General features: G+C 67.7%; 14 protein-coding genes. 4 read left to right on the top strand and 10 right to left on the bottom strand.

What is annotated here, in order from left to right:
- Positions 1-63: 63 nt before the first annotated feature.
- The 3 genes from J7J50_RS00690 to J7J50_RS00680 form a co-directional block, all read right to left on the bottom strand.
- A complete protein-coding gene (locus J7J50_RS00690) occupies positions 64-3,129 on the bottom strand; it encodes a TonB-dependent receptor (RefSeq protein ID WP_215057672.1) in 3,066 nt (1,021 codons plus the stop codon).
- Between the two features lie 188 nt (positions 3,130-3,317).
- Positions 3,318-4,424, bottom strand: a complete 1,107-nt coding sequence (locus J7J50_RS00685) for a FecR domain-containing protein (RefSeq protein ID WP_215057673.1) — start codon at positions 4,422-4,424, stop codon at positions 3,318-3,320.
- The gene (locus J7J50_RS00680) at positions 4,402-5,103 is read right to left on the bottom strand and encodes a sigma-70 family RNA polymerase sigma factor (RefSeq protein WP_215057674.1); all 702 of its coding nucleotides are present in this window, start codon (positions 5,101-5,103) and stop codon (positions 4,402-4,404) included. Before J7J50_RS00680 ends, J7J50_RS00685 begins: the two co-directional genes overlap by 23 nt.
- A gap of 128 nt (positions 5,104-5,231) precedes the next feature.
- On the opposite strand from J7J50_RS00680, the gene J7J50_RS00675 reads away from it, so the two are divergent.
- On the top strand, positions 5,232-6,308 hold the full coding sequence (locus tag J7J50_RS00675; protein WP_251044384.1) for a cyanophycinase: 1,077 nt from the start codon (positions 5,232-5,234) through the stop codon (positions 6,306-6,308).
- A 43-nt stretch (positions 6,309-6,351) separates the two neighbouring features.
- Positions 6,352-7,410 carry an isoaspartyl peptidase/L-asparaginase gene (locus J7J50_RS00670; protein ID WP_215057675.1) on the top strand — a complete coding sequence of 353 codons (1,059 nt, stop codon included), beginning with the start codon at positions 6,352-6,354 and terminating at the stop codon, positions 7,408-7,410.
- 193 nt (positions 7,411-7,603) lie between these two features.
- On the opposite strand, the gene J7J50_RS00665 is transcribed toward J7J50_RS00670, so the two are convergent.
- The 3 genes from J7J50_RS00665 to J7J50_RS00655 form a co-directional block, all read right to left on the bottom strand.
- Positions 7,604-8,464 (bottom strand): DNA alkylation repair protein, encoded by an 861-nt coding sequence (locus J7J50_RS00665; RefSeq protein WP_215057676.1) that lies wholly within the window; start codon positions 8,462-8,464, stop codon positions 7,604-7,606.
- Positions 8,465-8,587: 123 nt separating this feature from the next.
- Positions 8,588-9,556, bottom strand: a complete 969-nt coding sequence (locus J7J50_RS00660) for a TerC family protein (RefSeq protein ID WP_215057677.1) — start codon at positions 9,554-9,556, stop codon at positions 8,588-8,590.
- 1,209 nt (positions 9,557-10,765) lie between these two features.
- Entirely contained in the window at positions 10,766-12,244 is a 1,479-nt protein-coding gene (locus J7J50_RS00655) for an alpha-L-fucosidase (protein ID WP_215057678.1), read from the bottom strand.
- 271 nt (positions 12,245-12,515) lie between these two features.
- Here J7J50_RS00655 and J7J50_RS00650 point away from each other — a divergent pair, with 271 nt between their 5' ends.
- Positions 12,516-13,970: an alpha-L-fucosidase gene (locus tag J7J50_RS00650; protein WP_215057679.1), complete on the top strand. Its 1,455-nt coding sequence runs from the start codon at positions 12,516-12,518 to the stop codon at positions 13,968-13,970.
- Positions 13,971-14,211: 241 nt separating this feature from the next.
- On the top strand, positions 14,212-14,676 hold the full coding sequence (locus J7J50_RS00645) for a hypothetical protein (protein ID WP_215057680.1): 465 nt from the start codon (positions 14,212-14,214) through the stop codon (positions 14,674-14,676).
- Positions 14,677-14,781: 105 nt separating this feature from the next.
- On the opposite strand, the gene J7J50_RS00640 is transcribed toward J7J50_RS00645, so the two are convergent.
- The 4 genes from J7J50_RS00640 to J7J50_RS00625 all read right to left on the bottom strand — a co-directional run bounded on the left by J7J50_RS00640 (position 14,782) and on the right by J7J50_RS00625 (position 20,031).
- Complete coding sequence (locus J7J50_RS00640; protein ID WP_215057681.1) at positions 14,782-16,530, bottom strand: DNRLRE domain-containing protein; 1,749 nt, start codon at positions 16,528-16,530, stop codon at positions 14,782-14,784.
- A 395-nt stretch (positions 16,531-16,925) separates the two neighbouring features.
- Positions 16,926-17,702: an FKBP-type peptidyl-prolyl cis-trans isomerase gene (locus J7J50_RS00635; protein WP_215057682.1), complete on the bottom strand. Its 777-nt coding sequence runs from the start codon at positions 17,700-17,702 to the stop codon at positions 16,926-16,928.
- A 36-nt stretch (positions 17,703-17,738) separates the two neighbouring features.
- Complete coding sequence (locus J7J50_RS00630; protein WP_215057683.1) at positions 17,739-19,376, bottom strand: multicopper oxidase domain-containing protein; 1,638 nt, start codon at positions 19,374-19,376, stop codon at positions 17,739-17,741.
- A gap of 166 nt (positions 19,377-19,542) precedes the next feature.
- Positions 19,543-20,031: a hypothetical protein gene (locus J7J50_RS00625; RefSeq protein ID WP_215057684.1), complete on the bottom strand. Its 489-nt coding sequence runs from the start codon at positions 20,029-20,031 to the stop codon at positions 19,543-19,545.
- Between the last annotated feature and the right edge of the window lie 363 nt (positions 20,032-20,394).

Raw genomic sequence — 20,394 nt, 5'->3', positions numbered from 1 at the left:
TTTTGAACGCCGCGTTGCGGTGAAAGTCGCGCCGCCGCGTCCCTGCGGCGACACGTCAGGGAATCAAAGCGCGCTGCCGCCGAACTTGTGCGTGTACTGCACGAACACCTGGCGGCCGACGGTGTCGAACCAGGACACGTCGTAATACGGGTAGCTGCTGTAGCTGGCGTCTTTCGGCGGCAGCTTGTCGAACAGGTTGGTCACCGACAACGCCAGCTGGGCGTGATCGGTGAAGCGGTACTGCAGCGACAGGTTGTAGCGATAGGTCGCGCCGATCCACGGGCTGCCGCCGTCGGCCGGGTCGTAACTTTCCTGGTAGGAATCGTAGTTGGGCAACTTGCCCAGGCGCTCGCCGTGCAAGGTCGCGGTCCAGCGGTTCTTGTCCCAGCTCACGCTGGCGCTGGCCTTGCTGCGCGGAATGTCGAAGCCGCTGTTGACCGCGAACTGATCCTCGACCCGGTCGCCGGCGTACTGCTGGCTTTCGTGTTCGCGCACCCAGCTGTAGTTGCCGTTGAAGCGAAACGTGCCGATCGCGGTTTCCAGGCGATAGCGCGCGTTGAAATCCACGCCGTTGGTGCGCTCGCGGGCGATGTTGATCGGATTGACGAAGGCGCTGTAGAGGCTGCCGTCGTCGCTGCGGCCCACGCGCGCCAACGCATCGATACAGGTCGGCGAATTCGCGTCCACCGCGCTGCCGTCCGGACGCTGGCCGAGACGGCAGCTGGCTTCGTCCTGCAAGATGCCGTCGATGCGCAGGTCCTGCACCTGATCGCGCAAGTCGATGTTGAAGTAGTCGAGCGAGAAATCCAGATTGGCCAGCGGCGACCACACCAGACCCGCGGTCCAGGCGGTGCTGGTTTCAGGATCGAGCTTGCGGTTGCCGCGCCGCGTCACCACCACGTTTTCGTCCGAGAACGAGCAGTCGCTGAACTGCGTGCCCGGCTCCTCGCTACGGCAGCGGTAGTAGTCCACGCCGGAGGATTCCGAATTGCCTTCGCCGGCGTACAGGTAATGCAGATCCGGCGCGCGGAACGCGGTGCCGTAGGAGCCGCGCAGCAGCAAGGACTCGACCGGGCGCCATTCCAGGCCGGCGCTGTAGGTGAACTTGTCGATGCTGTGGCCGCTGTAGCGGTATTGGTCGTAACGCCCGGCGACGCTGAAATTCAGGCTGTCGAGCAAGGGCAGGCGCAATTCGCCGGCCGCCGCCCAGCGATCGCGGCTGCCGTGGCCGTCGGCGTCGCGCCAGCTGTAGTAGTAATACTGCGTGGCCAGCGGATCGGGTCGCAGGTTGTAGCTCTGGCTGCCGACTTCCAGGGTGCCGGCGAAACCGGCGGCGCCGGCCGGCAGGGTGAACAGCTCGGTGTTGGTGAAGGTCAGCGACAGCGCGTCGGTGCGCGATTTTGGCTGGTAGGTGGTGCGCGCGGCGATCGAGTCGTACTCGGCGCGGGTCAACGGGCGATACAGGCGCTCGGGATCGGCGTTGAAGATCGGGAAGCCGTCGTCGTCGGTGCCCAGTTGCGGGCCGAGAAACAGGTCGTTGGCCTTGGACGCGACGATCTGCGGCCAGCTGATGGTGGACTGGTACTGCGAATGGCTCAGCGCGGTTTCCCAATCCCAGTGCTCGCCCCAGCGGCCCTTGAAGCCGGTGGTCAGGCTGAAGGTCTTCTGCCGGTTGCGGATGGTGCCGGCGCTCAGGCCGCCCATTTCCTCCGGCGAAAACTGGCGCTGCCAGTATTCGACCTGATCGGTGGCCTGGTTGAAGAAATAGCCTTGTTCGTTGCCGTCGGGCGCCTGGTAGCTCCAGTTGCCGACGTCGCGGAACATCGACAGCTTGTGATAACCCAACTGCAGATCGGCGAACCACTCGGTGTCGTTGTCGAAGCGGTAGCTCAGCGATGCGTAGGCGTTCACGCCCTCGCGCTCGCTGATCATGGTGCCGTAGCCGATCGCCTCTTCGCTGCCGCAATAGAAACCGTCCTCGCCGTCGGCGCCCCAGCCCGGGCGCGAAGCGCGATGGGTGGTGCCGCCGTTGAGCCGCGCCAGCCCATCGCAGGCGGCGCCGGGATCGAGGTATTCGTCGTCCCAGTTGGTGCGCAGGAACGCGCGCCGCGCCGCGCGCGCGGAGTCGCTGGGGGCATCGCGGGTGGAGTCCTGGCGCGCGCGCTCGTAGGCCCACAGCGGATTCTGCGATTGCAGCTCGAAGCCGTAGATCGCGCTGAAGCGATCGTTGCTGTAACCGCTGGACACGCTGAGGTTGAACGACTCGCCGCCGCCGCGGGTGGTGTCGCCCATGCGCATGTCCACCGTGGTGCCGTCGGCCTGCTTCTTGAGGATGAAGTTGACCACGCCGGAGATCGCGTCGGAGCCATAGATCGCCGACGCGCTGCCGGTCAGGATCTCGATCCGATCGACCATGCCCAGCGGGATATTGGAGATGTCGGTGAAATTGCTGCGGCCCTTGAACGGCATCGGAAAGTCGGCGATGCGGCGGCCGTTGACCAGCACCAGGGTGTGGTTGGGCCCCAGCCCGCGCAGATCGACCTGCTGCGCGCCGGGCGAGAAGTCGGCGCCGCTGGCCGACTGCTGGCTCTGGGTCTCGCCGCCGTTCTGGGTCATCGCGCGCAGCACGTCGGGCACGGTGGTGAAGCCGTTGGCCTTGATCTCCTGCGCGGTCATCACCGTGACCGGCGCCGGGCCTTCGATCTGCGCGCGCGGAATGCGCGAACCGGTGACCTGGATGCTTTCCAGTTCGGTCATCGCCGGCATGTCCGCGGCGGCGCCGTCGGGCGTGCGCGGCGTGTTGCGCGGCCGCGGCGGCGGCGCGGCGGGCGCTGCGCTCTTGACGATCACCATCGCCCCGGACGCATCGCGGCGCGCGGCGTAGCCGCTGCCGCGCAGCAGACGGTCGAGCGCGTCGGCCGGCGCCATGGCGCCGTGCACGCCCTGGGTTCGCAGGCCCTTGAGTTGATCGGCCGAGTAGACGAACTGCACGCCCGATTGCCGCGCCAGCGCATCCAGCGCGGTCACCAGATCGCCGGCCGGAATGTTCACCGCCGCGCCTTGCGCCTGCGCGGACAGGGCGGCGCTACACGCCAGACTCAACAGCAGCACACGAAGACGACCCACCATCGGCTTTCCCCTCCCCAGTCGGCGCTGACCGCGCCTTTGTTATCAGACGAACGAACTCGGCAAATCCCGCACGCGCGCCGGGCAAAGCCGCGGCGCGCGCGGCGCGTAGTGTGCCCATCGGGGTGCGCGCGCGACAGCGCGGATTGGCGCGATCGAGAACCGGCGCGGATAAACGCCGAGCGCGGCGCTCAACGGCTGTGCAGCACGATCCGGTCGTGCAAGCGCTCGGCCCGCACCGGCATCGCCTGTTCCAGCAGGCCGACGAAGACTTCGGCATTGGACCAGCGGAAATTGCCGCCCACGCGCAGCTCGCCGGCGGCGGCGTCGCCGATCACCAGCTTGCGCGCGTTGTAGCGGTTGAACTCGGCCGCGGCCGCGGCCAGCGGCGTGTCGCGGAACACCAGATAGCCGTTGCGCCAATCCACCACACGCTCGGCCTCATCGACCGACACGCTGCGCACCAGCACGCCGTTGCGGCCGGCCAGGGCGATGCTGCCGGCCGGCAACAGCGTGGTCGGCTGGCGATGGCCGTCGATGGGCTGCGATTCCAGGCGCACCGTGCCTTCGGTCACCACCACGCGCAGGTCGCCTCCGTCGCGGCGCACGGAGAAATGCGTGCCCACCGCGACCACGCGACGGCCGCCGGCTTCGACCGCGAACGGCCGGCCGGGATCTTTCGCGACATCGAAGAAGGCCTCGCCCTGCCGCAGCTCGACCCGGCGCTGCGCGCGCGACAAGGCGACGTCGATGCGGCTGTCGCTGCTGAGCGTGGCGCGCGAGCCGTCGGCCAGCGGCACGGTGGTCAGATCGCCGATGGCGGTGCGATACGAGGCTTGCTCGACCGTGCCGTACAGCGACCAGCCCCAAAACAACGACAACGCGACCACGCCCACCGCTGCTGCTGCGGCCCAACGCGCGCCATGGCGGCGACGCGCGCGCGGACGCGGCGCGAACACCAGCGCATCCGCGCGCACGGGCGCTCCCGCTGCCGCAGGTTCAGCGGCGTCGGTATCGCCATCGCCGGCATCGCCCGCGTGTTCCGCGCGCGCCGCGAACGGCGGCGCCGTCCACGCGCCGCGCTCGGGCATCTGCCCTGGCTCGGTTCCCGCCGCCAGCGCCTTGAGCCGGTCGCCCTCGCTCCAGGCCGCGCTCAGGCGCAGGAACGCGACCCGGTGCGCGGTCGATTCCGCGAGCCAGGCATCGAGTTGCGCCTGCGCCTGCGCCGGCCAATCGCCGCCGTCGCGGCGGGCGAGCCAATCGGCGGCCGCCTGTTCAATCTGTCTGCTTCCTGCCATGTCCGCGATTCCTGTCGTCCGGCGGTTGCCGCGTGGTGTCCTGCCGAACCTGCTGCGTGGCCGCGCGCGGCGATGCCGGCGGCCGCGCTTCCTCCCGCTTCGAGCGCCCCGTCGCCGGGCCCTCGCCTGCCTCGATCGCGCGCGCCGGCGCCATGTCGGCCAGGGCCTGCGCGCCGCCGTAGTAGTGCTCGGCGAGCAGGCGCATGCCCTTGGCGATCTGTTTCTCCACGGTCTTCTCGGTAATGCCCATGCGCAGCGCCACCTGTTTCTGCGGCAATTCCTCCACCCGCCGCAGCCACACCACCTGCCGGCAACGTTCGGGCAGGCGGTCGAAGGCTTCCGCCAAGCGCCGCAGGTTCTGCCGCGCGCCGTGCCGGCGTTCGGGAGAGACCTCATCTACCAAGACGTTCAAGGACTCGAAATCACCCACCGGCTCGATCGACACCACCCGGCCGCGGCGCAGGCGGTCGGTCATCAGGTGCCGCGCGGTCGCGAACAGAAACGATTTGGGCTGGCGCGGGCGGGATTTGCCCGCGGCCTCGTAGACCCGCACATAGACCTCCTGGCGCAGGTCGTGGACCTCGTCGCCGTGCGACCACCAGCGCCGCAGGTAATGCACCAGCGCCTCTTCGTGCACGAGGATTTCGCTGGTGAACCAGGCGTCGAGGGCGGTGTCCATGCGCCGACATTAGCCCAGCGCCGGGGCCGCCGTCATGCTCGCGCGCCGCTCACGGACGATGCGCGAGCGTCGTGGGGGATCGTCGCGCCCTGCTTCGTCATGGCTATCGATCCGTCCGGAGACCGAGCATGCTGGGTTCGTCGAAGTGGTGTGGCGGCGCGATGGCGCTGATGCTGGCGTGGCTGTGCGCGAGCGCCGGCGCGGCGGCGCAGGGGCCGGCGGCGGCGCCCGCGAGCGCGGTGCCCAAGCGCGCGGCGACAACTGACGACGCGCAGCGCGACGGTTATCGCTACTACCAGATCGGCGATCTCGCCGCGCCGCGGCCGGCGCCGACCCGCGCCGGGATGATGCTGGTCGGCGGCGGCGACTGGCCGCGCGAGGCCTTCGCCTGGATGATCGAGCGCGCCGGCCATGGCCGCATCGTGATCCTGCGCGCATCCGGCGCGGCCGAAGCGCAGGACGAATTCTTCCGCGATCTCGGCGGCATCACCGCCGCGCAGACCTTGGTGTTCGAAGATCGCCGCGCCGCCAGCGATCCGCGCGTGCTGGAGATCGTGCGCGGCGCCGACGGCATCTTCATCGCCGGCGGCGATCAATCGCGCTATGTGCGCTACTGGAAAGACACGCCGCTGGCGCGCGCGCTCGACGCCCACGTGCGCGCGGGCAAGCCGATCGGCGGCACCAGCGCCGGGCTGGCGATCCTGGGCGCTTACGCCTACGGCGCCATGGACGGCGGCAGCCTGGTCTCGCAGGCGGCATTGGACGATCCCACCGGGCCGCAGCTGACCTTGGTCGATAATTTCCTGCACCTGCCGTATCTGCAGCGGGTCATCACCGACAGCCACTTCGGCAAGCGCGAGCGTCTGGGCCGGCTGATCGCCTTCCTGGCGCGGCTGTCGCAGGACCATCGCCGCGACGATCTGGTCGGCCTGGGCATCGACGAATACACCGCGCTGTGCATCGACGCGCAGGGCGAGGGCCGCGTGTTCAGCGGCAACGGCGGCAAGGCCTGGCTGGTGCGGCCGAGCCTGCGCGCCGACGTCTACGCGCAGGGCGAGCCGCTGAGCCTGCGCGCGGTGCCGGTGATCGGCGTCGGCGCGGACAGCACGTTGCGCATGGGCGACTTCAAGGTCGAACGGCCGGCGTTCTCGGAGCTTTATGATGTCGAATCCGGGCAACTGATCCGCCGCGAGCCGACCGCCTGAGCGCGCCGGCCACGACTGCCCGTCCCACCCCTGGAGCCGAAAGATGAAGAACCTGTCGCGCCGTCGCTGCTCGAATCGTGTGTGGGGATCGGCCGCGCTGTCGATCGCGTTGTCGCTGGCGCTGGCGCCGGCCGCGCTGGCCGCGCAACCGGTGCTGGTCATCCACGGCGGCGCCGGCGTCGAACGCGCCGGCCTGAGCGAGCAGGACGAAAAAGACGCGCGCGCCGCGCTGGAACAGGCGCTGCGCGCCGGCCATGCGCAACTGGCCGCCGGCAAGCCGGCGCTGGACGCGGTCACCGCCGCCATCACCGTGCTGGAGGACGCGCCGCAGTTCAACGCCGGCCGCGGCGCGGTGTTCACTCACGACGGCAAGAACGAACTCGACTCGGCGGTGATGGACGGCGCCAGCCTGCGCGCCGGCGCGATCGCCGGCGTGCATCGGGTCAAGAATCCGATCCTGCTCGCGCGCACGGTGATGGAGAAATCCAGGCACGTGATGATGACCGGCGACGGCGCCGAGGCGTTCGCGAAGGAAAACGGCGTGACCCTGGTGGAGCCGTCGTACTTCCGCACCGAAAAACGCTGGCAGCAGTTGCAGAAGGCGCTGAAGGAAGAAGCCTTCGGCCAGGCTCACGAAGACATCGAAACGGCGAAGCATTTCGGCACCGTCGGCGCGGTCGCGCTGGACGCGCAGGGCCGTCTCGCCGCGGGCACCTCCACCGGCGGCATGACCAACAAGCGCTACGGCCGCGTCGGCGACGCGCCGATCATCGGCGCCGGCACCTACGCCAACGCGCGCTGCGCGGTCTCCGGCACCGGCTGGGGCGAGTACTACATCCGCGCGGTGGCCGCGCATGAGATCTGCGCGCGCGTGCAGTACGCCGGGCAGAGCATCAGCCAAGCCTCCGAAGGCGTGATCAACGGCGACATCCCCAAGGCCGGCGGCGACGGCGGTGCGATCGCGCTCGACAGCGACGGCAGCTTCGCCTTGCCGTTCAACACCGAGGGCATGTACCGCGGCTGGATCGGCGGCGACGGCGTGCCGCATGTGGCCTTGTTCAAGGATGAGAAATTGGCCGAGCCGGGCGCTAAGGCTCGCTGACACACCACTCGGAAACATCTATTGGAGCCCCTCTCCCGCGCCCCGAAGGGAGTCACCTTGGGTGGCTAGCGGGAGAGGGGTTGGGGTGAGGGCTCGGCCGGCGTCGGAGCTTCAAGCAAGAGCATTCGCGCCTGCGGCGCTCATCCCCTCACCCCAGCCCTCTCCCGCGAGCGGGAGAGGGAGAGGGAGTTGATCAAGATCTTTTGACGGCTCGGGATTTCTTCGCCAATCGCGCCAGCACCGCCGCGCTGCGCAGTTCGCGCAGCGCATCCTTGCCGATCCAACGCGGCGCGGCGTCTTTCGAGTCCGCCAACCGCGTCGCCACCGCGACCGCGGCGCCATGCAGGGCGAGGTTGCGCTTGCCGATCGAACGCAGCGCCCAGTTGATCGCCTTCTTGACGAAATTGCGTTCGTCGCCGGCGTGCGCTTCGATCAGTTCCAGGCCGCGCAGGAACGGCGCGTCCTCGGCCACCTTGTCGTGCACGGTCTTGCTGGCCAGCATCGCGAACGCGGCGCGGCGCACGTATTCGTCGCGGCGCGGCGCCCATTGTTCGATCTTGCGCCAAGCCAGCGGACTGCGGTCGAACAAGGCGAAGCAGATCGTGTCGCAGACCGCCCAGTTGTCGAAATCGCGGCTCCAGGCGTCCATCTGAGCGGCGGTGACCTGGGCCGGATCGTCGAGGTAGGACGCGAGCAGCCGCGCTTCGTACCAGCCGCTGTTCCACAGCGCCGCGGCCAGTTCATGGTCGCGGCCCAAACGTTTGGCGATGGCCTGGATCGAACCCATCGGCACGCCGAAGGCGCGCTCGGTGGGAATGGCGTAGCGCGCCAGGCCATCGCGATAGGCTTGGCTGGATGAGGTCCTGAGTTGATGCAGGGCGTCGTCGAGGCGGTGCGCGAGCGGCGGCGCGGCCGGGCGCGGGACGGCCTGCTTCGCGAGCGCTTTCTTCGCCGCGGCTTTCTTCGCGGGCGCCTTCTTTGCAGACACCTGCCTGGACGCGGCTTTCTTCGCCGCGGTTTTTGCGATGGTCTGATTGCTGGCGGTTCGGGCCATGTCGCGACACCGTCGAAGGGGTGGAAACGAAAAACGGAACGCGGCGCCAATGTAACCATCGGCGCCGCGGCCCGCCATGTCCCTTTATCGGCGTTTCGGCCGGTCAGCCGGCCGCCGCGGCGATCAGCTCGCGCCGGCGTCCGGCTTGGCCGGCGCCGGCTTGATCAGGCTGAGCACCACCGAGCTGCCGATGATCGCCGCCACGCCCAGCAGCGACACCAGGATCGGCACCTTGTAGATATCGATCAGCAGCATCTTCGTGCCGATGAACACCAGCACCAGGGCCAGGCCGTACGGCAACAGGTGGAAGCGGTCGGCCATGCCCTGCAGCAGGAAGAACATCGCGCGCAGGCCGAGCACGGCGAACACGTTCGAGGTCAGGACGATGAACGGATCGCTGGTGATGGCGAAGATCGCCGGGATCGAATCCACCGCGAAGATCACGTCGGTGACGCCGATCAGCACGATCACCGCGAACAACGGCGTGAACCAGCGCTTGCCTTCGCGCACGATCGACAGCTTGCTGTCGTGGTAGTCGTCGGTCAGGCGCAGATGGCCGCGCATCCACTTGAGCACCGGGTTGTTGTCCAGGTCCGGCGCCTTGCCGGCGGCGAGCAGCATCTTGATGCCGGTGATGACCAGGAACGCGCCGAACACATAGAGAATCCAGTGGAACTTGGCCAGCAGCAGGGCGCCGGCGAAGATCAGGATCGCGCGCAGCACGATCGCGCCGAGCACGCCGATCACCAGCACGCGCTGGCGCTGTTCCTCGGGCACGGCGAAGTACGAGAACAGCATCAGGAACACGAAGATGTTGTCGATCGCGAGCGACTTCTCGACCAAGTAACCGGTTAAAAATTCAAGCCCGACCCGGTTACCTACTTCAGCGCCAACTTGCTGGCTCACGTACCACCACAGGCCCGCATTGAACACCAGCGCCAGCGCGATCCACCCCACGCTCCACCAGGCCGCTTCCTTGAACGTCACCTTGTGCGGCCCGCCGTGGCGCATCAGCACCAGATCGACGAGCAGCGCGACCACGACGAAGGCGGCGAACGCGCCCCACAGCATCGGACTACCGATGGTTTCCATTTGAATCTCCCGGATAAAAGAAACGCCTCATGGCCGCGGGCCACGAAGCGTCATCCGGTGGAGATCGGGAGACGTGCCTTCGCCGCTTGCGGCGAAGGTCTTGCTCGCATCCGGCCGACGCGTGGCCGGGGGTCGGATGCCTGTCGCACCGGGGTCGTGGACCCGTAATGACGATACGACAGTTGGGAGCTACTCCCCTTCTGGATGCAACCATAGCACGTGGGAGGCTGAATTGCAGTTCAGAATCACGGACTTAGCGCAGCGGCGAGTTTTTTTGTAGGAGGGGCTTCAGCCCCGATGCCTTTCGATCAGGCGCGGCGATCGGAGCGGAAAGCATCGGGGCTGAAGCCCCTCCTACAAAGGCCTACGCCGGGCGGCTGCGATATAGAGCCACCGAGCTCAGCGCCGGGGTTGCATAGGCGAACTCGATTTCCAAGCGCCACCGCTGCGCGCGCACGGACTTAGCGCGGCGGCGAGGTCTTTTGTGGGAGGGGCTTCAGCCCCGATGCCTTTCGATCAGGCGCGGCGATCGGAACGGAAAGCATCGGGGCTGAAGCCCCTCCCACAAAGGCCTCCTGCTTCCGCGGTTACGCCGGGCCGCTGCGATACAAAGCCATCGAGCTCAGCATCGGGATCGCATAGGCGAACTCGATTTCCACGCACAACCGCCGCGCGCGCATGGGCTTAGCGGCGGCGAGGTCTTTTGTAGGAGGGGCTTCAGCCCCGATGCTTTTCAATCAGGCGCAGCGATCGGAGCGGAAAGCATCGGGGCTGAAGCCCCTCCTACACAGGCCTACGCCGGGCGGCTGCGATACAGCGCCACCGAGCTCAGCGCCGGGGTCGCATAGGCGAACTCGATTTCTACGCACAACCGCTGCGCGCGCACGGACTTAGCGCGGCGGAGAGGTCTTTTGTGGGAGGGGCTTCAGCCCCGATGCCTTTCGATCAGACGCGGCGATCGGAACGGAAAGCATCGGGGCTGAAGCCCCTCCTACAAAGGCCTACGCCGGGCGGCTGCGATACACAGCCACCGAACTCAGCGCCGGGATCGCATAGGCGAACTCGATTTCCACGCGCCACCGCTGCGCGCGCACGGACTTAGCGCGGCGACGAGGTCTTTTGTGGGAGGGGCTTCAGCCCCGATGCCTTTCGATCAGGCGCGGCGATCGGAACGGAAAGCATCGGGGCTGAAGCCCCTCCTACAAAGGCCTACGCCGGGCTGCTGCGATACAGAGCCACCGAGCTCAGCGCCGGGGTCGCATAGGCGAACTCGACTTCCAGGCGCAGCCGTTGCGCGCGCACGGGGTCGAAGCGCTCCAGGCGCTTGCAGCCGATGGTCGTGCCCCAGGCGAAGGTCTGCCAGCGCCCGTCGCGCCAGGCGTCGAAGCGGTGATTGGCGATGTGCTGCCCGTGTTCGATCGCTTCGGTCAGGCACAGCGTGTCGAACTCGATCGGACGGTCGAACTCGAACTCGATCCAACCCGAGCGCGCCGGCGCCGCCGGCATCCAGAATCGCTGCGGATCGCCGTCGAGCGCATGCGCGGGCGGATGCGCGTCGGCGCTGGAACTGGCGCGCACGCGCGCACCGGCGAGCAGATTGCCGCCGGCGAAGATCGCTTCGCGTTTGCGCGCGAACTGCGCCAGGTTCGCCACGTCGGTGTCGTGGAAGCGGCCGGCGCGGGTCGGCGGCACGTTCAGCAGCAGCTTGCTGTTGCGGCCGACCGAGCTGAAATACAGATCGATCAGGCCATCGGCGCTGCGCACCTTGGCGTCTTCGGCCGCGTGCCAGAACCAGCCCGGGCGGATCGACACATCGGTTTCGCCCGGCCGCCACACCGCGCCCTGCGGATCGCCCTGCTGCAGGGCTTCGCCGACCCAGGGCCGGTCGAAACCGGCGTGCGGCACGCGCACGGGATCGACCATCGACCAACAGGTGCTGCCGGCCACGCCGCGTTCGTTGCCGATCCAGCGCAGGTCCGGCCCGGCGTCGGAAAAGATCATCGCCCGCGGCTGCAGTTCGCGCACGGTGCGATGGATGCGCGGCCAGTCGTAGGCCTGGCGCTTGCCGTTGGGGCCTTCGCCGTTGGCGCCGTCGAACCAGACTTCGACCACCGGGCCGTAACCGCTCAACAGTTCCGTGAGTTGCGCGATGTAGAAGTCGTCGTAGGCCTTGCCGCTGCCGTAGCGCGGCTCGTGCCGGTCCCAGGGCGAGAGATAGAACCCCACGCCGAGGTTTTCCGCGCGACAGGCCTCGACGAATTCGCGCACCACATCGCCCTGGCCGCCGCGCCACGGGCTGCTGCGCACGCTGTGCGCGGTGGTCGCGCTGGGCCACAGGCAGAAGCCGTCGTGATGCTTGGCGGTCAGGATCAGGCTGCGGAAACCGCCGGCCTTGGCCGCGCGCGCCCACTGCCGCGCATCCAGGTCGCTGGGATCGAACACCCGCGGGTCTTCCGAGCCTTCGCCCCATTCGCGGTCGGTGAAGGTGTTGATGGTGAAGTGCACGAACATCGCCAGCTCTTCGCGCTGCCAGGCCAGTTGCTGCGGGCTCGGTCGCGGCCGCGATGGCGCCGCGTCGGCATCGGCGTGCGCGTGCTGCGCGGAGGCGCCGGCCAACGCATCGGCCAAAGGCGCCGCGCCCAGCGCGGCGACGGTGGAGGTGGTCACGAGAAAACGGCGACGATCCATGAAGCTCCTGCGGTCGGGGACGCGGCGATGATGGTCGAAGTCTAGTGCGGATCGGCGCGAGGTTCGCCATCGGCCGGCGCGATCGCGCCAACATGCGGCGTTTGGATTTCTTTTGACGCATGCGCGCGTTTTTGATTTTTCCGCGCATATCCAAATCGATGCAAACATCGACAAAACCGGTCGCCGATTCATGACGCTGACGACGCGTAACGGTTGACTGCATCGCCCCGCATTTGTTCCGATGCGGTTCGCCCTGTGCCGGAACGCTTCGATGTCCTTCGCGATTGTCCAAAGTCTCGCAGCGCGCGCCGTGAGCGCGGCGCTGGCCTGTGCGGTGTTCGCCTCGTCCGCATTCGCCGCCACGCCCGCCGCGGCGGTGCCGAAGCCGGCGGTGACCGCGCCCAGCGAAAGCCAGGCCGCGTTCGACGCGCGCATGCGCTGGTGGCGCGAAGCGCGCTTCGGCCTGTTCGTGCACTGGGGCCTGTATTCGGGCGCGGCCGGACGCTGGAACGGCCAGCCGATGCAGGGCACGGCGGAATGGATCGAGCGCACCGCGCACGTGCCGACCGCCGAATACGCCCGGCAGATGCTGCCGCTGTTCAAGCCCAAGCCCGGCTTCGCCCGGCAATGGGCGCGGCTGGCCAGGCAATCGGGCGCGAAGTATCTCGTGTTCACCAGCAAGCATCACGAAGGCTTCGCCCTGCACGACAGCGCGGTCAGCGACTTCGACGCCAAGGACGCCACCGGCCGCGATCTGGTCCGCGAAATCGTCCAGGCCGCGCGCGCCGAGGGCTTGAAGGTCGGCCTGTATCACTCGGTGATCGACTGGCATCACCCGGCGTATCCGTACCGCGATTTCGCCCGTCTCGAACACCCGCTGCCGCATCCGCTGGAAAAGGCCGGCGACAAGGACGATCCCGACTACGCCAAGCGCGCCGACTTGAAGGCTTATCAGGACTTCCTGCACGCGCAGGTGCGCGAGTTGGTCGAGCACTACGGCCCGATCGACGTGCTGTGGTGGGACTACTCCAATCCCGGCGCCGAAGGCGAAACCTGGCGCGCGAGCGAGCTGATGGCGATGGTGCGCAAAGCGCAGCCGAACATCGTCATGAACAATCGCCTGTATCGCTCGCTCGGCTACGACGATCCGCAGGGCAGCCTGCAGTGGTTCGATCGCGCGCATGGCGACTTCACCACGCCCGAGCAGGCGATTCCCGCGCGCGGCGTGGCCGGCGTGGACTGGGAAGCGTGCATGACGATGAACGGCACCTGGGGCTACAGCGCGCTGGATACGAAGTGGAAATCCACGCGCGAACTGGTGCGCGATCTGGCCGACACCGCCAGCAAGGGCGGCAATCTGTTGCTCAACATCGGGCCGATGGCCGACGGCACCGTGCCGCCGGCGAGCGTGCAGCGCCTGCGCGAGATCGGCGCATGGCTGCGGCGCAACGGCGATTCGATCTACGCCACCCAGGCCAGCCCGCTCGATGCGGTGGACTGGGGCCGGATCACCGCCAAGGACGGGCGCTTGTACCTGCACGTGTTCGAGCGCCCGGCCGGCGGCGAGCTGCGTGTGCGCGCGGCCGGCGCGCAGCGCGCGCGATTGCTCGACGGCGGTCGCGAACTGAGCGTTCGCCGCGACGGCAAGGACGCGCTGATCGCATTGCCTGCGACGCTGCCCGATAGCATCGACACGGTGATCGAATTGGCTCCAGCCGAAACTTGAATCTTTCGGAGCCGCCACTCGTTCATGTATCTGATCGACGCTCGCCTTCGCGGGTGCCGTAACGCGTACGGCTTGTGTCGCGCCGGGTCAGTTTGTCATGGTCTTGCCTGCTTTCATCACAATTCAGACGCGACGAAGCGCAAGAAACAGGCTTTATTTTTCAATTTCTTAGCGCTTCTTTCATCACGCCGTCTTTACGTAATGCCCTCGTAAATAGCAAGGACGTCAGGGGGCGTCATTCATGAAAAACATCGAAGTTTTCAGCATTGCCACTGCTCGGATCTGCGCCGCGGCGTTCGAGCAGCATCCCGTCGTAGCGCGCTTCAACGCCGAGGAATCGGCGCGTCACATGCCGGGTGTCGACCCGTCCAATCGCGAGGCCATGGCCGCGGCGGTGCTCGCCTGCGGCGCGACGTTCGAGTGGTTGATGGACGAGGGTTATCTGCGCAGCACCGCCTGCGTCAAGGAGTCGTTGAACGGCGTTCCGTTCGTGCACGTGGCGCTGCGTTATCGCCTGACCGAAAAAGGCCTGGCGATTCTCGGCGCTCACACCAGCACCGCCGACGAAAGCCGGACCATCGGCGAGCGCCTGATCGCCGCGGTCAAGCTCGGCGGCGCCGAACGCATCAAGGAATCGGTCAAGCTCATGCTCGGCACCGGCGCGAATTCGAGTACGAATCCGCGTCCGGTTCTGCAGATGAGCTGAAACCAAGACGCGGCACCGAACGCTTACCGCCAGCACCGATGCAAACGACAACGCCCGCGATTCGCGGGCGTTGTCGTTCGTGCGCGACGAAAGGGCTTGATGCGTTTACGGCGTGGTGTAGCTCAGCAGCAGCTGCGGCGCGTTGGCGCCTTCGCGCGAGGACCAGTCCACGCCGTCGGTGACGCCCGACGCCGGCACCAGGATCACGCCGTTGTTGGCGACCGCGCCCGAAGCCCAGTTCTTGACCAGTTGCAGGCCGGCGGCGTTGAGGGTGATGTACTGCGCGCCGGTCGCGTTCGGCGTGACCGAGCCCAGCTTGGTGCCGTAGGTGGCGCCGCTGTAGGTCGCGTTCGCTTCGGTCCAGGCGGCGGTGACCTGATACAGATCATAGGCGCCGGCGGACCTGTCGCTGACCTGCAGCTTGACCTGCGCGCCGGTGAGGTTGAGGCCGCTGGCGCTGGACACGTTCCAGCCCATCAGGCCGCGCAGCACCTGGCCGCCGTCGCTGCCGTCGGCGAACAAGGTCGCGCTGTTGTCGCGGCTGCCGCCGGACTTGACCGTGACGTCGCGCACCGCGTTGAGCGTCAGCGATTGCGTCGGGCTGCCGCCCTTGTTGCAGGTGCCGGTGAAGTGATCGGTGTAGCTGCTGCCGGCGCGCGGCACGAAATCGCCGGTGTAGCCGCTGGCGGTCAGGGTCAGCTTCAACACGCCGAAGGTGCTGGAGTTGCTGGCTTCCAACAGCGGGTGGCTACCGCTGATGCTGTAGAACGCGCGTCCGCCGGTGCCGACCAGCACCTGGCGGATGCCGTCGCTGGCGGCGGCCTGGCTCGGATTCATCTTGCCGTAGCGCTGATAGTTGTGTTCGTGGCCGACCAGCACCAGATCGGCCTTGGCCGCGTACAGCGCGTCCCAGATCGGCTTGACCTGGGTGTAGCCGCTGTAGCTGCCGCGGCTGACCAGCGGATGGTGGAAGTAAGCCGCGGTGCAGGGCTTGGTGTTCGCCGACAGATCGCTCTTGAGCCAATTGATCTGCGTGCTGGCGACGGTGCCGCCGCTCATGGTGTTGAGGGCGATGAAATGCCAGTCGCCGACATCCCAGCTGTAATAACCCTTGCTGCGATCGCCGGCCGGGCCGGTCTGGTTGCCGACGCCGTTGAAGTAGTCGAAGTAGCCGCTGGCGCCGGAGGTGCTGTAGTCGTGGTTGCCCGGCGACGGGCTGGTCAGCGCCTTGAAGCGGCCCCAGGTCGGCGCGTAGCGGTTGTTGTATTCGGTCAGCGTACCGCTGCTGTAGGCGTTGTCGCCGGCGGTGAACACCGCGGTCGGGCTGATCGATACGATCAGGTCGGACGTGCCCTGGCAGGCGTTGCCGCTGGTGTCGCAGATGTCGCCGGCGCCGGCCACGACCACGGTGGCCTTGTCCAGCGGCACCGCGCTGTATTCGTAGCGATCGAGCTGGAAGGCGCTGTCGGGCTGGCTGAAGTAAGGCTTGATGTCCACGCACTCGCCGCGCAGCGCGCGGGTGGTGAAGCTGCGCTGGTTCCAGTGTTGGCCTTCGAACACCAGCTTGTCGCCGCCGCTGCTGGTCAGCACCAGCGAGTCGTAGCCCGACAGCTTGAGCTGCTTGAAGCCGACCCGCAGCCACTGGGCGCCGCTTTCGCAGACGCGGTCGGACACGGCCTGGGCCAGCGGCGTGGCGCGCAGCGCGGACGCGGCGGCGATCGGCTTGCTGTGGGTGCCGTCCTCGGACAGTTGCAAGGTGCGCTGGCCGGCCTGCGCCGGGGCGAGCACGGCGGCGCCGATCAACAACGTGGCGATGGCGCCATGGGCGGTCGCGCCCTTGAGCTTGAGGTTCACTGGCTGTCTCCGAAGACGGGGAGTGGCTGGGACGGAATCGCGGCGTTGCGGCAGGCGATGGCTGCGGAGTGTGGCCGGAAAACTGCTACACGATTGCGACGGATTTCGCGGCCGTTGCTCGCCTGGCTGAGGTTGCGGTCACAAGTTGGGCGCCTGGGCGGGTGATGTGGCGGGTTGTGGCGATCTGAGCGCAGAGCATCGGGGCTGAAGCCCCTCCCACAACAGACTTCGATGATCTGTCGCGCCGATCCGTTGGCTGTGACTATTCATCGACACTGACATCGATAGCCGTGCCGCGCAGGCGCGTTTTTCAGAACGATCGCGCGAAGCCGCGAGGTCTGTTGTGGGAGGGGCTTCAGCCCCGATGCTTTCCGCTCAGATCGCGAAAAACCCCCTCACTCATCGTGCACAGGCCCACCCTCGCCCGCGATCTCCAACAACTCGATCTCGAAATCCAGCACCGAATTCGGCTCGATCTGCCCGGCCATGCCGCGCTCGCCGTAAGCCAGCTTGGCCGGAACCCAGAACCGGTACTTCGCGCCCGGCGTCATCAGTTGCACGCCCTCGGTCCAGCCGGGCATCACCTGCGCCAATACGAATTCGGCCGGATGATCGGTGTCGTAGGTGCTTTCGAACTTGCTGCCGTCGAGCAGCCGGCCGAGGTAATTCACCCGCACCGTGTCGCTGGCCTTGGGATGCGCGCCCTTGCCTTCGCGCAGCACCTGATACTGCAGGCCCGAAGCCGTGGTCTCGACTCCGGCGACCTGCGCGTTCTTCTTCAGGAACGCAGCGCCGGTTTCCAGATTGCGCGCGGCCACCGCCTTGACCTGCGCATCGTGCGCGCCGCGCAGATGTTCGCTGAAGCCTTCGCGGATCTTCTTGCTCTGCGCTTCGTCGAACAAGGACGCGCGCCCGGCCTGGGCGTCGCGGATCGCGCGCAGCACCAGTTCGGTATCGAGCTCGCCGCGGATCGGCTCGATGTTGGCGGCGAAGTCGCGGCCGACGATGTAGCTGATCCTGGCTTTCTCGCCGCTCACCTGCGCCGCGGTCAGCGCCGGCGCGGCGGTCGCGTTTTCGCCGCCCTGGCTGGAATCCTTCGAAGCCGTGCAGGCGCTCAGCGCCAACAACGCCGACAACGACAGCGCGAGCGGGGACAGGGACGGACGCGGCATACGAAAGCTCCCGGGAACGGCGTGCGGAATATCGGATCAGTCCGTCACCGCGAACGTCAGCATCATGCCCATGTCCTCGTGTTCGAGGTTGTGGCAATGAAGCATGTAACGCTGGGTGCCGGTGAAGGGTTGCGAGAAATCGATGGCCAGCCGCACGATCTCGCCGGGCCAGACCACCACGGTGTCGTTGAAGCCCATGTCCTGCGGATTCAAGCCGCCCGGCGCGACCTGACGGCCGCGGATGTCGGGCGGGCTGATCGCGCGCGACAACACGCGGAACTGGAAACCGTGCAGATGGATCGGGTGCGGCATGCTGGTCATGCTGTTGCGGATTTCCCAGACCTCGCGGCTGCCGCGCTTGATCGAGAACGCCGGCTCGTGACCGTTGATGTGGAAGTTCCAGTCGTTGATGAACCAGCGGCCTTCCTCGTCCATGCGCAGGCGCAGCGCGCGCAGCGGCCAGTCGCCGGTGTCGGGCAGCGGCGGGATCTTCGAGATCGCACTCAGGTCCGGCAACCGCGCCGGCGGGCGGTCGCGCGGCGCGCAATCGATCACCCGCAGTTCCATCAGGTCCAACGCCTCGCCCATCGCCGCGGCGCCGGGATGGTCGCCCATCGGATCGGGCAGGAACGCGCCCGATTCGTCTTCGTTCTCCATCGCCACGTATTCCAGGCTGCGCAGCACGACCTTGTCGCCGGGCGCGAGCGCGCTGAAATCGACCAGCACGTCCACGCGCTGGGCCGGCGCCAGAAACACGTCGTCGATCGGCCAGGCGCGTTCGAGCAAACCGCCGTCGCAGCCGATCAACTGCGTCGGCAACACTTTGTCGCCGGCCTGGAAGCACGGCCGCAGCAGGCGCGCGTTAGCGACGTTGGCCAGACGGAAGCGGTACCAGGCCGGGATCACGTCCAGATACGGCTCGGGCGTCCAGTTGACCAGCACGCGATTGCCGATCCAGTCGTCGGCGCCGTCCTTGTAGACGATGGCGTTGTCGGTGGCGACTTGTTTGTCGCTGATCATCAGCGGCAGATCGCGTTCGCCCCAGCGCATGCCCAGGCGCGCGCGCAGGGCGAGTTCTTCTTCGTCCTCGATCAGCAGCAGCCCGGCCAGGCCGCGCTGCAACTGCACGCCGGTGCGGCCGTGCGGATGGGCGTGATACCAGTACAGGCCGGCGCGATTATCGATGCGCAGGCGATAGCGGCGGCGCTGTCCCGCCGCCAGCGGATGCAGGCCGCTGCCGTCGTTGGCTTCATCGACCGACAGGCCGTGCCAGTGGATGGTGGTGGCCTCGCTGAGGCGATTGTCCAGGCCGACGTCGATGACGTCGCCGCGGCGCGCGCGCAGCAGCGGATTGATCGCGTCGCCTGAGCCGAGCTTGCCGACGTAGGACCACAGCGTGGTCGCCGCGCCGGGGAACAGGCCCTGGGCGATGCTCTGCGCGCTCAGGTCGATGTCGTGGTCGAGATCGATCTGCGCCATCAGGCCTTCGCCGCCGGGCAGGCGCAGCGGCTGGACGAAGCGCGCGTCGGGCGGCAGCAATTGCAGATCCGGCGCCGACGCCAGCGTGTGGCCGTGGCCGCCGGTCCAGCGCCACATCGCCACCGGGCCCGCCACGGTCGCCGCTCCGCCCACGGCGAGGCCGATAAGGAAACGGCGGCGTTGCGGATCGCTCATCGGTACGCGGTCCCCATGGTCTGGCGGGTTTGGGCGGGCGGCTCGGACGGTGCGCGCGCGGCCTGCGCGGGCGACCCGACATCATCCACGTCGAAGGTTGCAGTTTCCGCCGGCGCGCTGCGCTTCTGTGACGCGGGTCAATGCCGGAGCCCGGCCCGGCATCGGCTCAGAGCGAATCGTCGAGCTTGGCCTGCCAGACGCGGTCGCCCATTTCGTGTTCTTCCACGCCGGCGAAGAAGCTTTCGCCCAGGACCTCGTAGTCCGGTTCGCTGTCGCCGCGCCAGTCCAGGAACTTGGGCCGGTGCACGGCGAAGCCTTGCGGGTGGGCGGCGTTGCGATAGGGGATGGCCAGGGTCATGGCGAGGTCGTTGGCGTAATCGCGCACCGCCAGGATCAGCGCATCGGTGCGGCCCGACGGCAGGGTGATGTAGCCGTCGTGGACCATGACGGCGTGGCGGGCCTCGTCGGGATTGAGCGCCAGCCGCGCGCGCGCCTCGCCGACGCCGGTCTCCGGTTCTTCCGTGGCGTAGCGGGCCATGTGCCGCGCGCCTTCGGCGGTTTCGAAGGCGTACATAGGAATCAGGGTTTCGCCGTCGGCGACGCTCCACACGCCATGCGCGGCGAAGAAGCCGGCCAGTCGGATTGCTTGTTGCACTCGTATCCCCTCGACGCGATCGCGATCGTCCCCCCACCGGGCGGACCCGGCGCCGTCACTTTACACGGTGGGGGCGGGTGCTCGCCTCCTGTAAAAACGGGCTGATCTGTCCTTTGCCTTGCTCTGCTTGGCCCTGCTTGGCCTTGCCCTGCTTGGCCTTGCCTTGCTTGGCCTTGCCTTGCCTTGCTTGGCTTTGCTTTGCTTTGCTTTGCTTTGCCCTGCTCGGCTTTGGCTGGGCGCCGCTAGTAACTCGCGAGACCAGGGACACCCGGAGGGCGGCGCACATGGACGTGCGCCGGGTCCCGCCGTGGGCAGGATGCCCACTGCGGGACCTGCCTGCGAAAGCACCGCACTCGTGGCTCT

It is taken from the genome of Lysobacter sp. ISL-50 (assembly GCF_018612875.1).
Lineage (GTDB): Bacteria > Pseudomonadota > Gammaproteobacteria > Xanthomonadales > Xanthomonadaceae > Lysobacter.
The sequence above is the reverse complement of the archived record's forward strand: the minus strand, read 5'-3'. Positions and strand labels throughout refer to the sequence as shown.